The organism is Sorangium sp. So ce131 (assembly GCF_051519095.1).
Taxonomy (GTDB): Bacteria; Myxococcota_A; Polyangia; order Polyangiales; family Polyangiaceae; genus Sorangium.
Map to the genome: position 1 here is coordinate 3,934,897 of NZ_CP150455.1, position 13,712 is coordinate 3,948,608.

The 13,712-nt window shown below is 72.7% G+C and carries 9 protein-coding genes; 5 read left to right on the forward strand and 4 right to left on the reverse strand.

Features of this window, described 5'->3' with window-relative positions:
- Positions 1–102 precede the first annotated feature (102 nt).
- The 4 genes from WMF43_RS14595 to WMF43_RS14610 all read left to right on the forward strand — a co-directional run bounded on the left by WMF43_RS14595 (position 103) and on the right by WMF43_RS14610 (position 5,058).
- Positions 103–492: a hypothetical protein gene (locus WMF43_RS14595; RefSeq protein ID WP_437680767.1), complete on the forward strand. Its 390-nt coding sequence runs from the start codon at positions 103–105 to the stop codon at positions 490–492.
- A gap of 807 nt (positions 493–1,299) precedes the next feature.
- The gene (locus WMF43_RS14600; protein ID WP_437680769.1) at positions 1,300–1,809 is read left to right on the forward strand and encodes a hypothetical protein; all 510 of its coding nucleotides are present in this window, start codon (positions 1,300–1,302) and stop codon (positions 1,807–1,809) included.
- An 824-nt stretch (positions 1,810–2,633) separates the two neighbouring features.
- The gene (locus WMF43_RS14605) at positions 2,634–3,863 is read left to right on the forward strand and encodes a hypothetical protein (RefSeq protein WP_437680770.1); all 1,230 of its coding nucleotides are present in this window, start codon (positions 2,634–2,636) and stop codon (positions 3,861–3,863) included.
- Positions 3,856–5,058 carry a Dyp-type peroxidase gene (locus WMF43_RS14610; protein WP_437680772.1) on the forward strand — a complete coding sequence of 401 codons (1,203 nt, stop codon included), beginning with the start codon at positions 3,856–3,858 and terminating at the stop codon, positions 5,056–5,058. The genes WMF43_RS14605 and WMF43_RS14610 overlap by 8 nt, the downstream gene beginning before the upstream one ends.
- A 108-nt stretch (positions 5,059–5,166) precedes the next feature.
- Here the strand turns inward: WMF43_RS14610 and WMF43_RS14615 are convergent, their stop codons facing one another.
- Positions 5,167–6,234 carry a hypothetical protein gene (locus tag WMF43_RS14615; protein WP_437680774.1) on the reverse strand — a complete coding sequence of 356 codons (1,068 nt, stop codon included), beginning with the start codon at positions 6,232–6,234 and terminating at the stop codon, positions 5,167–5,169.
- Positions 6,235–6,370: 136 nt separating this feature from the next.
- Complete coding sequence (locus WMF43_RS14620; RefSeq protein ID WP_437680776.1) at positions 6,371–6,814, reverse strand: PA2169 family four-helix-bundle protein; 444 nt, start codon at positions 6,812–6,814, stop codon at positions 6,371–6,373.
- Between the two features lie 496 nt (positions 6,815–7,310).
- Here WMF43_RS14620 and WMF43_RS14625 point away from each other — a divergent pair, with 496 nt between their 5' ends.
- Positions 7,311–7,577: a hypothetical protein gene (locus WMF43_RS14625; RefSeq protein ID WP_437680777.1), complete on the forward strand. Its 267-nt coding sequence runs from the start codon at positions 7,311–7,313 to the stop codon at positions 7,575–7,577.
- A 347-nt stretch (positions 7,578–7,924) separates the two neighbouring features.
- On the opposite strand, the gene WMF43_RS14630 is transcribed toward WMF43_RS14625, so the two are convergent.
- Together WMF43_RS14630 and mfd are read right to left on the reverse strand one after the other, a co-directional pair.
- Complete coding sequence (locus tag WMF43_RS14630) at positions 7,925–9,697, reverse strand: metallophosphoesterase (protein ID WP_437680779.1); 1,773 nt, start codon at positions 9,695–9,697, stop codon at positions 7,925–7,927.
- A 159-nt stretch (positions 9,698–9,856) separates the two neighbouring features.
- Positions 9,857–13,672, reverse strand: a complete 3,816-nt coding sequence (mfd, locus tag WMF43_RS14635) for a transcription-repair coupling factor (RefSeq protein ID WP_437680781.1) — start codon at positions 13,670–13,672, stop codon at positions 9,857–9,859.
- Between the last annotated feature and the right edge of the window lie 40 nt (positions 13,673–13,712).

Consider the following 13,712-nt stretch of genomic DNA (forward strand, 5'->3'; position numbering starts at 1 on the left):
ACGCGATCCCTGCGGCGCTGCTTGGCGGTCCACGCCGCTCACCTCGAACGCGCCGAAGTCCGGGATGCCGGGACCCCCGTCCGCCGCGTGGACGTGCGCTTCGTGGTGACAGGGCTCCTCTTGGCTCCGGCGCGCTTCGTGGCGGCGTCGCTCCTCGTCGCCGCAGCCCCCGCGCCCCTCGCCGCCTTCGTCCCTCTCCCCCGCGGGCCGCCCGCGGGCCGCCCGCGCGCCGCCTGCGCGCCGCCCGCGCGCCCCGCGGCCTGGCGCACCCCGGCGCTCGCGCGCACCCTGGGTGAGCTGCTCTTCTTCTTGATGGCCGCCTTCTCCTCGGCGCTCCCGGCGGCCTGCTCGGCCCTGCGCTGCGCCTCCTCCCGGTCGACCTCGACCCCGCCATTCCTGCTCGCCGGCTTCTTCCGGCAGCTCCCCTGCTCGTTGGGTCGCTTCCCGGGGACCGGCTCGTACCCGGGCCAGCAGCGTGAGTCCTTCTCGTAAGGACGGCTCGATTGTTTCTTCACCACGGACCTCCTTCCGGCATGTCCCGCTCACCTGGAGCCCGGCGCGCCGGCGTCAACGCCGCCTCGCGCCGCCGGGACCGCTGCCTCGCGCCGGCGGGGACGCCCTCCCGCGGGCATCTCGCTGGCCCCTGGCGCCTCGCTCCTGGCTCCGTGGCTCCCTGGCCCCCGGAGCCTCGCCGCCGCCGCGCCCTGCCTCTCGCGACGCCGGCGCGGCGCCGGCGTGAAACCTTCGTTGCGTGTTGCTGGATTCCAGCTGCACCAGCCTCCAGAGCGACCTCACCTTGCGGCCGCGCCTCCTCGAGAGGTTGGCGCGCGGCGTCAGCTGCGTGGACGCGAGAGTCGATGGCTCGCGCCGGTCGTCGCGCCGTCGTGGTGTGGACGGTATCCGGCGGTGCCGGCACAAGAGCTCATGTGTCCTACATGAACCCATGAAAATGAGTCTCTGACTCGCTGTGATGTGAAAGCATGTTGACGGATGCGCTCGATTGGAAGTAAACACTGGATGCTAGGCTCGACACGACCAGGTGCGAATCTCTGGCTGCACACGATCGACCTCCTGAACCGAATCGCTCGGCCTGCGGAACGGCAACGGCATTCATCACCCGAGGTATTCATGATCAGCAACACGGCTCGTTTCCTGATGGCATCTGCTGCTGCTTCTCTCGTCGCGCTTGGCTCGGCTCACGCGAACGCGCAATCGTGCGCCGACATCTCGGATGCGGCGGCCGACATCATCTCGGCTGGGACTACGGTCGGCACTGGGGCTACGTTCTTCACGGCGGCTGTGAAGAACGCGTTCGGATACACGAGCACGGACATCGCCGTCCTCTGGGGGTCGACGAGCCCGAACTCGGCCGCTTATTACGACCAGATCGTCGCGGGGCACCACTTCACGCAGATCACGAAGGCGACCAATATCGCTGCGGGCGACGTCCTCGTGATCGACGCGAACGCCACCTACAGCGGGCACACCGTGATCGCCACGGGGGCGCCCACGCAGATCACGGCGCTGAACCCGGTCTTCGCCAACACGAAGCAGTGGGCGCTGCCGATCGCGGACTCGACGACCACGGTCCATGGCTGCAGCGCCTCCTTCCCCGACAGCCGCTGGTCCGGCAACTGCACCGCCGGCACGTTCACCGCGGGGCCCGGGACGGCCTACGTCCGCATCTACACCAACACCACGGATGACCTCCTTGGCTACTCCTGGAGCGTCACCTCGGGCGCCACCTATTATTCGCCCACGACGCGTCCCTATGCGGTCGGCCGGATCACGCCCTGCCCCCCCATCTGATCATCACGCCCTCTCGCTGAGCCTCTCCGTTTCTCCCTGACTCCTCACTTCCCGGCGCGCGCCGCGTGCCCCCTCCGCCTCAGGGCGACATCGCCTGTCCGGTGTCGCCCACATCCCTCGTTCAGCGAAATCCCGTAGCAGGTGCCCTCTCGTCAAGGCGCTTCTTCCGGTCCTCCCTTCGAAGCAGCGGGGGAGGAAGATCCAAGCGGAACGCGCCGGCGGGAGGGGCCGCGCTCGTCGACACGGCGCGGGCGGGCGCTGGGCATCCGCCGAGGCGGGGGCGTGGGAGCTTGCGCATGGAACACCGCCCGGCATGTCTCCCTGTCGGGCCTTGCCACCTGAGACGTTTCGTTGCGCGCCACACAAGGCGCGCCTGGGACCTCGAGCGCCCTGAAGCCTTATGGCACCTCGGTCGGTGCTCGGCGCGCCCGCCCGCGCCGCGTCGACGAGCGCGGCCCCTCCCGCCGGCGCTCACCATTGGACTTGAGGAGGGAAGGGGGGTGGATCCGATCGACTGCGGTCGGCCCCCTGGGAGGGGGGCGCGGCGTGGCGTGGGGGACGGGCTGTTGTTTGAGCCCGATGACGTCGCGTCCCCGCAGTGGGCAGCACGGAGGGGACGCGACGTCCAAGGCGAGTTCAGCCCGTCCCATGCGCCGCGCCGCGATCCCCCTCCCAGGGGGCCGGGCAGCTCGGCACTTCCTGCGCCTCCCCAAGGAACAACCGGAGCAGCGCACCGGATTCCTGTGGATGAAACGCAAGCCGCTGCTCTACGATGGAGGCTCCCGCGAAGGCGGGGGGAAGACAACCATTGCGAGGAGCGACTTGTGGAGGTTCCTGGACGTGCAGACGACCTCTCGCCCGAGCTGCGCGAGCGCTGGCGCGACTACGTGGATCAGGTGTACGCGAGGCTGCGCCCCTCGTACCCGTCGCGGTTCTTCCGGCGCTCGCCCGCCGACCTGAAGAACCCGGTGCCGCTCCAGGTGCGCTGGTTCGCGGACCCGCTCGAGCCGAAGCGGTGCCTCGGCGAGGAGGCGGCCCGCGCGCTGTGCGACTGGGACGTCGAGGGCCGTTATGCGCTGCACGACGAATACTGCGAGTACCACGTGGCCTACGCGGTGGACGCCGAGGGGCGCATGCGGCCGAAGCGGGTGGCCGTGAGCACGGAGCTGCGCGAGTACTGGGTGCTCGTGGCCGAGCACGATCCGCGCGCCCTGCTCGCGATGGCCACCGACGCGCTGGGCTTCGAGCCGCGCTGGCGCGACCTCTACGGCGTCGCCGACCCCCTGTCGCTTTCGCCCCGGGCGCGGCGCCTCCGCTTCGCCCGGCAGGTCGCCGGCAGCGGCAACCTCGATGACGGCGTGCCCACGCAACCCGTGGGCGCGCTGAACCGCGAGCACCTGCTCTTCATGGCGGTGTCGGTCAACGGCGTCGACGACATCTTCTTCATCCACATGTTCGGCAGCCGGCTGTACTCCGTGAAGACGCCGGAGGGCCTCCGGCCCGCCACGCGCGACGAGATCTTCCTCCAACGCAGCCGCCCGGACCTCGCGTGCCGCAACTCGGACCCGGAGGCGGCGCTCACCGCCCAGGACGCCGTGCAGAAGGGGCGGCCGATCACCTTCGCCGACCCGCTCGGCATCTATATCCACACGTTCGCGCGCGAGAAGTTCTCCTACAAAGACGACGTCCTCCCGGAGCGCTGGGTGCGCTTCCGGCGCGGCCAGCAGGGGATGTTCCAGCGGCTGGAGATCGGCCCGGGCGACGACGAGCCGGCCTTCCTCGACGACATCCTCCTCCACGAAGGCGCGAGGGCGCGGCCGGTGACGGGGGGTTATCAGATCCTGCGCAACGTGGAGGTCGGCCCGCTGATGATGATGGGCGATCCGGAGCCGGTGCTGCCGGAAGATCACGTGCTGCTGGAGCCTGGGACGGAGACGATCCAGTGCGCGCAGGGCGCGGTGTGCGGCACGATCAAGGCCCTCAAGCAGCGTTACGACGCGGCCCACAAGCCGCGCACCGGGACCCGCGGCGGTCCGGGAGGCTCCCATGGATGAGCGGTTCCAGGAGGGGCTGTTCCACCGCTCCGGCCAGCGCCCCGGCCCCTGCTTCACGCTCCTCTTCCTGCGCGCCGCGCCGGGCGCCACCGCCCGGAAGGTGGGCGGCGCGTTCGCCGAGCTGTGGGGCCGCTACCAGCGGCTGAAGGAGGGGCGGGTCCAGGACCTCGAGCCGGAGCGCGTCCCGCCCGGCAACCTGTCCGTGCTCGTCGGCTACGGCCTGCGCGCGTTCAAGCTGCCCGAGGCGGGGCGGCCGCTCCCCGCGGAGCTCGGGGAGCAGCACCAGTTCCTCTCGCCGCGCCCCACGGGCGGGGGGCCGTTCCTGCACGGATCCGGCCTCGCGTACGACGCCGACGTGCTGGTCAACCGGGCCACCGAGGATCTGGCGCTGCAGTTCATCGGGGACACGCAGCTCGCGGTGCACCGCGCCGTCGTGGAGACGTGGAAGTTCCTCCACGACCTGGGCGACGCGGCGCCGCTGATGATGACGGGCTTCTTCCAGGGCTTCTCGCGCGAGGACGGCCGCTCGTGGATCGACTTCCACGACGGCATCTCCAACCTGAAGAGCAGCGAGCGCGCGGAGGTGATGGCGATCAAGCCTGGCGGGAGCGCGGCCGACGCGTGGGTGGAGGGGGGCACCACGATGGCTTTCCTGCGGCTCTCGGTGGATCTCGCCGCGTGGCGCCGGCTGCCGGAGGTGGCGCAGGAGCTGCTCGTGGGGCGCGCGAAGCGGAGCGGATGTCCCTTCGCCTCGGTGGACGCGAGCGGGCGCGGCGTCCCCGTCGCGGGCTGCGCGGCCGACCCGAGCCACCCCGAGTTCCGCGAGCCCCCGGCGGTCGCCGACGAGCGGCTCCTCGTGAGCCACGTCCAGCGGGCGAACCAGCACCGGAGGAACCTCACGTCCCCCGACTCGCTGCGCATCTACCGGCAAGGATACGAGTTCCTCGAGCCGCTGGAGTCGGCCCCCGGCTTCCGGGCGGGGCTCAACTTCGTGAGCTTCCAGGACTCGCCCGAGCGCGTCTTCCGGATGTTGACCACGCCGGGCTGGCTCGGCCGGACGAACTTCGGCGGCGATCCGGCGACCACGCCGCCCGAGCTCACGTCGCTGCTGCGCGTGCGTGCGGGCGGCGTGTTCCTCGTGCCGCCGGTGGTGCCGGCGGAGCCTTTCCCCGGGGCCTCGGTCTTTGGCCTGTGAGGGAGGCGAGGGGAGGGGAGAGGGAGGAGAGGGGGAGAGAGGGGGAGAGAGGGGCGAGCCCGCGGGCGCGGCGGAGCGCCGGGGAAGGGTGACCGGGCGAGACGAGGATCAGCGCATGCCGTGCTTTTGAGGCGGCGTGGCCGTACGGCAGAGCTGCGTGACGCCGCGGCTGGTGAGCCTCTCGCTCGTCAGCTCGAAATCAGGCACGATCATGCAGAATCGGCCGCCCCTCTGGGTCGCGATGCTCGCCCGGCGCGAGAGCATGTCCTCGAGCTCGGAGCGGGTGATGGGCGTGTCCGTCTTCAGCGTGTCGGTGACCTGGAGATCGGCCGTGTTCGGACAGCTGATCGACGCGGATACGGTGAGGTTGGGCTTCACCCGGTCCCGGTCGCCGTCACCTGATTGAGACTGACCGCCTGCCTGGGCGCCGCCTGCCTGGGCGCTGCCTGCCTGAGCGCCACCTGCCTGAGCGCCGCCTGCCTCGGTGCCGCCTGCCTGGGCGCCGCCCGCGTGGCCCTGGCTGCCGCCTTGGGCGCCGCCGGCGCGTGCCTGGCTGCCTTCTCCGGCCGGGCCCTGCCCAACGCCGCCGGTCTGGCCCTGCGCGCCCGTGCCGCCGCGGCCTTGGCTGCCGCCGCCCGGCTGGCCGCCCGAGGGCTGCTGCGACCTGCCGGCCGCGGCGGGCTCGAGCTTGCCGTTCACCGTGGCCGTGTAGGTGCACCCGTCCTCGACCGCGAACGAGACCCGCTCCTCCAGCTTCATGGCCTTCTTCTTCTGGCCTTGCTGCTGATGCTGCTGCGCGTGCCGCCCGCTCGCGGCGCCGCCCTGGTTGCCCTGCTGCGGCTGCGCGCCGCTGGCGCCATGCTGCTGCGCGCCGCTGGCGCCATGCTGCTGCGCGCCGCTGGCGCCGGGCTGGTTGCCATGCTGCTGCGCGCCGCCGGCGGCGCCGGCCTGGTTGCCCTGCTGCGGCTGCGCGCCGCCGGCGGCGCTCGACTCGCGCTGCTGCGGCGGACTCGTGCTGCCCGTCTGTGCGGCCGCGAGCGCTGGCGCGGCCGCGAGCGCGCCCATGACGAGCGCGAGATGGATGGACCGATTCGATTTCATACTACCCCCACCGTAGAGCCTGTTCGATTCCGTGTTCGCCGCCGTCGCGGGCCGAGCGCCCGCCTGGAGCGACAAACGGGTTGATCCCGCCTGAAACGAGCAGAATTTCGAGCCGCCAAGGCGCCAAGGACGCCAAGGACGCCAAGAAGAAGACCGTCTCTCGGCGCCCTGGCGGCTACCTCTCGCTTGAACAACGTGACCGGTGTTCCACCTAGGCGGCCTGCTCCCAGGCCTTCCTCGACAGCGCGTCCTTGATCCACGCGAGGTGTCGCTGCTCATCGCCGTAGTTGCGCTCGACGATGTCCCGGGCCTCGGTCGTGAGCGCCTCGTTCAGCGCCGCCTCGTAGTACCGGTTCGAGAGCTCCTCGTTCCCGCGCATCGCGAGCAGCGCGCTGTGGTCGCCGACGCTCGTGATCGCCGTGAACCCCTCGATGATCTTGCCCTTGAGATCGCGGTCCTGCGCCGCGACGCCGCCGAGCGCCGCGACATGCGCGCTCAGGTCCACGACGTGCCGCGCGTGATCGTCCCTGAACCGCGCGAGCATCTCCCTGGTCTGGACGTGCTCGCACGCCTTGATGGCCTGCTCGTACGAGGCGATCGCGTCGCGATCGAGCTGGATGAGGTCGTTGAGCACCTCGATGACGTCTCTCGCCATGATCGACACTCCTTTCGGGGCCGCGCTCGGCACCCCTCCTCGGGGCCTGCCTCCGCCCGCTCGCTCCGGGCCGCGCCCCGCGCCGACCCCACGGCGCAGCACCTTGAGCACCGACCCCCCTAGCGCAGCACCTTGAGCCGTTGCACGGCGTCGCAAGCCGTGCGCGGCGTTTCCGTCCGCCCGCGGCCGTCGGCGCCGCGCCCAGCTCGGCCGCCGCTTGCGCCGGCGATATCGCCGCCCCACGCCGTCGCCGTCGCTGTCGCCGCCCCACGCCGGCGCTGGCGCCGTCGAGCCCGGCCCCGGCCGCCGCCGAGCCCGGCTCGTTCGCCGCGCGAGGCCGCCCGGCGCCGGCCGCGGCGGCGGCGGCCAGGCTGCCCCCAACGGCCCGACAACCTCACCTGGCACGAACCGTGAAGTGGGATCCGCTCAGGAAACCCTGACGAACCCCTGTGTCCCGGCGCCACCAGCGCCGGCGCCACGGAGACGGGATGTGCCTATGAAGCTCTCCATCAGCTCTCCGATCCGCACCGCGCTCGCGCTGCTCTGCCTCGCCACCACCGCGGCGTGTGCCGAGGGGCTCGCGAACGCGCCCAGCGCCAACCGCGACTGGACCCCGGAGGACCTCGAACAAGACGCCATCGCCAACGGCCCGAGGTCGTGCCCGAGGGAAGGCCCCGACCCGCTGGCCCCGCCCGGGGAGCGGCGCCTCATCTGCGCCACGCCCGCCCCGGTCACGTTGACCCATGTCGTCGCCTCGCCGTGAGCCCCGGCGCCGCGAGGGCCTATCGCCGCGCGCTCGCACCCTCGGTGGAGCGCGCCGCAGGGGCGCTCGTCGCCTGGACAGCTATCCTGCGATGACGTGAACGCAGGAAGCCCTCCCGGCGCTCCTGCCCGCGCTCCCACCTTCAGCCTGGAGGACAGCACCGCCGCCCCGCGCTGCGCCGCCACGGCCCTCCGCACCCGCGTGCAACTCGACCCGTACACGCACAACGGACACCCGTACACGCACAGCGGAACTGTCAATTTGAATCCAAGCCAGAATGTCCCGGAATGAGGCGATCTGCCCCAGGCCACCCGCCCCGTGCTCGCCGGCGGGCTCCCGCGGCGCGCCTACGGCTCGGACACGCCGCTCTCCGCCGGGGATTCCGCTGCGGGGGCCGGGCACCGCGGCGCCTCGGCAGGGGGCCCGCGGCGCGCGTCGCCCGCGACCTCCGCCGCGCGCTGGTCGGTCCTTCGATGCCGGGGCGCGATCGGGATGGTGATGGGCTCCTCGATGAGCTCCGGGGCGAGCGCGCCGCGGGTGGGGACCAGGTACGGCTCGCCGGGCTTGCGATCCTCGACCCACGTCCACGCGCGCGGCACCTTCCGCAGCCCGACGGGATAGAGGGTGAGCCCCCCGCGGTGGACGTGGATGCGCAGGAAGTTCTTGTAGTCCTCGATCCGCAGCGCCGAGAAGGCCTCGTTGCCGTGCCTGCGCACGACGTTGAGCGAGATCAGCAGATAGACGCCCATGAGCGTCGGCCCGACCAGGGCGCCCGTCGCGCCGGCGAAGAGCGTCACGGCGAGGATGCTCCCGAAGGACGCGAGGTTCCGGACGTCGAGGCCGAGCAGCGCGCCGCCGAGGTGGGTGAGCCCCAGCGCCGCGGCGAGGTGCACGAGCGCGTGCAGCGAGCCGGCCAGGCGGCGATACCAGGTCCGGCTCGTGTCGGTGAAGAGGATGAACACGAGCACCAGGATGAGCCCCCACGCCACCGCGCCGGACCCCGGCCGGCGCAGCGTCAGGGACGAGAGCATGTAGACGAAGGCGGCCACGGGCAGGAACCCCGCGTTGTAACGGACGAACAGGAGGTTATGCCACGTGAGCCGCCGCGACTCCGCCGCCGACGGGAACGACGCCTTCAGGGTGTAGGGGCGCTGGTCGTCGCCCGGGCCGGAGTGGACCACGTCCACCGGCTCGCCGTGCGTCGGGTGGAGGAACGCGCCGCCGCCGCCGGCGGTGATGTTCTGCCGGCCGTCCGCGGACTCGTGGCGGCGGTAGTGGTGCAGATCTCCGGCGATGCGCGCGACGACCTCGACGCCCGGCCGCGCCTCGGCGAGGTGCCGCTCGAAGAACGCGAGGTTGCTCTGGAGATCGGGGTTGTAGATGGCGCCCTTCACCCAGTCGGGCTCCGCGGTGCAGAGCACCACCCGGTCGCCGTCGCGCATCTCGGCCCTCGCCAGCCGGCAGAAGTACTCGATCTGCGGCTGGTCGATGTCGGCCTCGAGGTGGATGTCCACGCCGAGCAGCCAGAAGCCGTGCGGCAGCTTCAGCGCGAAGTAGCTCCGCGTCTGGAGCGTCTTCCAGGCCCCGAGCGTGCGCCTCTGGCCGAAGAGCCGCATGAAGCTCGTCAGCCCGTCGTACCAGTCGTGGTTGCCCGGGATCGCGAACAGGTGCGGCGGCTCCTTCACGTCGGCCTGCGGGAGCGCGGCCGCGTAGGGCATGACGAGGCGCGTCCAGTACGCCTGCCGCGTCGCGGACGGGTAGACCTGGTCCCCGCCCATGATCAGCACCTCCCCGCGCCTCGTCTCCCGGCCGCCGAGCGAGAGCGTCGGCCGCGCGAGCAGGCTCGCGATCGCGTAGGTCGGGTTGAAGCCGTCGCCGGTGTCCGCCACGTAGTCGAGCCAGAGCTCGTCGCGCTCGAGGCCGTCGCGCGCGGCGTAGTCGAAGGGCGGCTGCGGCCCCGCGATCGCCTCGAGGAGCCGGAAGTCGCCGCGCGCGCCCATCAGGCCGGAGATCGCCATGTCGAGCCCGGAGCGGGCCAGCTGGAACGGGCTGTACCAGCTCGTCATCGGGCTGCTCTTCTGGATCGCCTCGAGCATCGCGCGATCAGGGCGGGCGGTCATCCATCCCCTCCGAGGAGGGTCAGGGTATCACCGCCCGCGCGGGGCGCAGGGTGCGAGGCGCGGGCCGCGGGCCGCGGGCGCTGCCGCCGGCCGAGGCGCCGCGCGCGAGGCTGCCGCGGACGGCGCGTGGTGGAGGCGTCGGGCGGCGCGCCGGGCGCCTCAGGCGCCGTCCTTGAGGCAGCCGGCGAGCTCGCTGAGGAGCTTGTCGGCGGCCTCGAGCCCGCTCGTGAAGGCCTCGCCGTCCTTGGCGCGGCGGGAGAGCCGCATGTCGGGCGAGAGCCGGTACGGAGAGCTCTTCGGCTGCACCAGCTTGAGCACCTTGGCCGTGTCGAGCGGGGTGTCCTCCCGCAGGTGCAGCGTGACGCCCTTCGAGCTCGCCTCGCAGGCGAGGGCCTTCAGCCGGCGCAGCTCGGTCTTGAGCCGCATGAGGTGCACGAACCGGCGCGCCTCGACCGGCGGCGGGCCGAAGCGATCCTCCATCTCGGCGGCGAGGTCCTGCACGTCCTCCGCCGCGCCCGCGCTCGCGAAGCGCTTGTAGAGCGAGAGGCGCACGCCGACGTCGGAGACGTACTCCTCGGGCAGCAGCGCGTCGGCGTCGAACGAGAGCTCGGTGTCCACGTCGTGGACGACCGGCTCGCCGCGCAGCTCGTGCACCGCCTCGTCGAGCATCTGGCAGAAGAGCTCGAAGCCGACCTGCGCGACGGTGCCGCTCTGCTCGGCGCCGAGCAGGTCGCCGGAGCCGCGCAGCTCCAGGTCGAGCGAGGCGATCTGGAAGCCGGAGCCGAGCTCGGTGTGGCGCTCGAGCGCCTCGATGCGGGCCCGCGCCTCGTCGGTCATCGCGTTCGGCGGCGGCACGATGAGGTAGCAGTAGGCGCGCTCCTTCGAGCGGCCGACGCGGCCGCGCAGCTGGTAGAGCTGCGACAGGCCGAACATGTCGGCGCGGTCGATGAGGATCGTGTTGGCCCGGGGGATGTCGAGGCCGCTCTCGATGATCGCCGTCGCGCAGAGCACGTCGTAGCGGCCCTCGACGAAGTCGAGCATGGCCTGCTCGAGGTTCTGCTCGGACATCTGGCCGTGCGCGACGCAGATGCGCGCGCTCGGGACGAGCTCGGCGAGGCGCGCGGCGCGCTCGTACAGGCCCTCGACGCGGTTGTAGACGTAGAACACCTGGCCGCCGCGGCCGAGCTCGCGGAGCACGGCCTCGCGGATCACGGCCTCGTCGTGGCGCGTCACCACGGTGCGGATGGCGCGGCGGTCGGTCGGGGGCGTGGAGATGATCGACATGTCGCGCAGCCCCGAGACCGCCATCTGCAGGGTGCGGGGGATGGGCGTGGCCGAGAGGGTGAGCACGTCGACGTTGGTCTTGAGCGCCTTGATGCGCTCCTTGTGGGTGACGCCGAAGCGCTGCTCCTCGTCGACGACGAGCAGGCCGAGCCGCTTGAAGTGGACGTCCTTGGAGAGCAGGCGGTGCGTGCCGATGACGACGTCGACGCTGCCGTCGCGCAGGCCGCGGGAGACCTCGTCCTGCTCCTGCTTGGTCTGGAAGCGGGACATCGCGCGGACCTCGATCGGGTACGAGGCCATGCGGGACCTGAAGCTGAGGTAGTGCTGCTGAGCGAGCACCGTGGTCGGGCAGAGCACGGCGACCTGCCGGCCGGCGTTCGCGGCGCGGAAGGCGGCGCGGATCGCGACCTCGGTCTTGCCGAACCCGACGTCGCCGCAGACGAGGCGGTCCATCGGGCGGCCCGACTCGAGGTCGGCCGCGACCTCGGTGATGGCGCGGGCCTGGTCGGGCGTCTCGTCGAAGGGGAAGGTCGCCTCGAACGCGCGGTAGTCGTCGTCCGCGGGCGGGACGGGCTCGGCCGTGGCGGCGCGCCGCTCGGCGTAGAGGCGCAGGAGCTCGTCGGCCATCTTGCGGACGCTCTTCTCGACGCGCGCCTTCGTCTTGGCGAACGTCTGCCCGCCGAGCCGGTCGACCTTGGGGGCGCCCTCGCCGCCGCTGAACTTCTGGATCTGGTTCAGGCGGTAGACGGGCAGGTACAGCTTGTCGCCGCCCGCGTACTCCACGGCGATCAGGTCGACCGTGGTCGCGCCGACCTGCTTGTGCACGAGGCCGAGGTACCGCCCGATGCCGTGCTCCACGTGGACGACGTAGTCGCCGACGCCCAGGTTGCGCAGGTCCTCGAGGAACGCCTGCGAGGGCTTCGTGGCGGAGGCGGCGGCGCGCGCGGCGCGGCGGTGGGCGCGCGCGCCGAAGATCTCCTCCTCGGTGACGAGCGCGAGCCCCTCGGTGGGCGCGATGACGCCGCGCGCGAGCGAGCCCGCGACGACGAGGGCGGCGTCGCGCGCGGCGGCCGGGCCGGTCCCGTCGAGGAAGGCGGGGTCGAACGGGCCGAGGTGGGCCCTCACGCGCACGTCGCGGTGGCGGAGCAGGGTGACGAGGCGCTCGACCTGGGTCTGGGCGCGCGCCGCGATGAGCACGCGCAGGCCTGCCTCCTGCCACGCGATCACGCGGCGCACGAGCGGGTCGAGGGCGCCGTGTTTGCCGCGCGAGGCGCGGGCGGCCTTGATGGCGCGCTCGAGGTCCGACTGGTCGCGCGTGGCGAGCGAGGGCGTGTCCTCGGGGACGACCTCGAAGCGCTCCAGCGAGCCGGGGTTCTCGGTGGCGCCCTCCACGCCGGTGCGGTGCAGCGCGAGGGCGGCGCGCGCCGCGAGCCACGACGCGGCGTGCGCCTCGTCCTCGTAGAAGGCGTCGAGCGGGAAGTGCGGCTCGCGGTCCTTGTGGTTCCGGTCGGCGGCGGCGCGGCCGAGCTCGTCGCGCAGGGCGGCGGTGAGGGAGGCCGGGTCCTCCAGGACGACGAGGGTGTCGTCCGGCAGGTACGACGTGAAGGGGGCCAGGTCGACGTACGCGGGCAGGTACCCCTCGGCCCCGAAGAAGGCGCGGCCGCTCGCGACGTCGTCGACCAGGGCGCGCGCCTTCGACGACGGGAAGTCGACCGCGTCGCAGGCGGCGCGCACGCGCTGGCGGGCGCGCTCGACGTTGTCCGGGGTGAGGATCGCCTCGCGCGCCGGCGGCAGCCAGACCTCCTTCACGTCGGCGACCGTGCGCTGGTCGTCGGGGTTGAAGGTCTTGATCGACGCGATGATGTCGCCGTAAAAATCGATGCGTACGGGAAATTCGGCGGACGGCGCCCAGACGTCGAGCAGGGCGCCGCGGACGGCGAACGATCCCGGGTCCTCGACGAGCGGGCTGCGGACGTAGCCCGAGGCGCCGAGGCGGGCGGAGAGCGCGTCGCGGTCCATCTCCTGCTCGGCGATGACGAGCTCGGCGTGTTCGGTGACCTCGTCCTTGGGCACGACCTTGCGGGCGAGCGCGGCGACGGGGCAGACGAGGACCGACCACGGCAGGTCCATGGCGAGGTGGAAGAGGGTGGCGAGGCGGGTCTGGGCGCCGCGGCGGTCCGGGTTGACGTCGGCGTACGGGCTGGCCTCGTTCGGCAGGTAGAGCAGGACGCGGCCGGAGGTGGTGGCGCCGGCGGCCTCGGCGTCGTCGGCGTCCCGGTCGGCGAGCAGGAACGAGGCGTCGGCCGCGAGGGCGCGGGCGCTGTCGACGTCGGCGGTGAGGGCGACGATGCGGCGGCTCGGGGCGGCGGCCGTGAGGCGGCGGATCACGAGGGCGACGGCCGAGCCGGCGGCGCCGGCGGCGTGGAGCGTCCTCGGCTGCGCCGCGGCGGCGAGCGCTGCGGCGAGGTCGCGCGGGGTGACGACGCGGCGGTCGGTGGGCAGGTCGAGCGACGGGAGCGGCTCGTGGTCCGCCGGCGCGGAAGCGGGCGCGCTGGCGGGTGCGCCGTCGTTCGAGGGGCTGTCGGCGAGCTCACCCGCAAGCTCGCCCATGGTGGCGGTGAGCGGGGCGCTCGCGGTGGAGAGGAGGGGGCGCTCGGGGGGCATCGGCGCCGCGCGGTCTAGCATGGACATCGCGCGCCGACCGGGGGCGCCGGCCGGGGCGCGGCGCTCA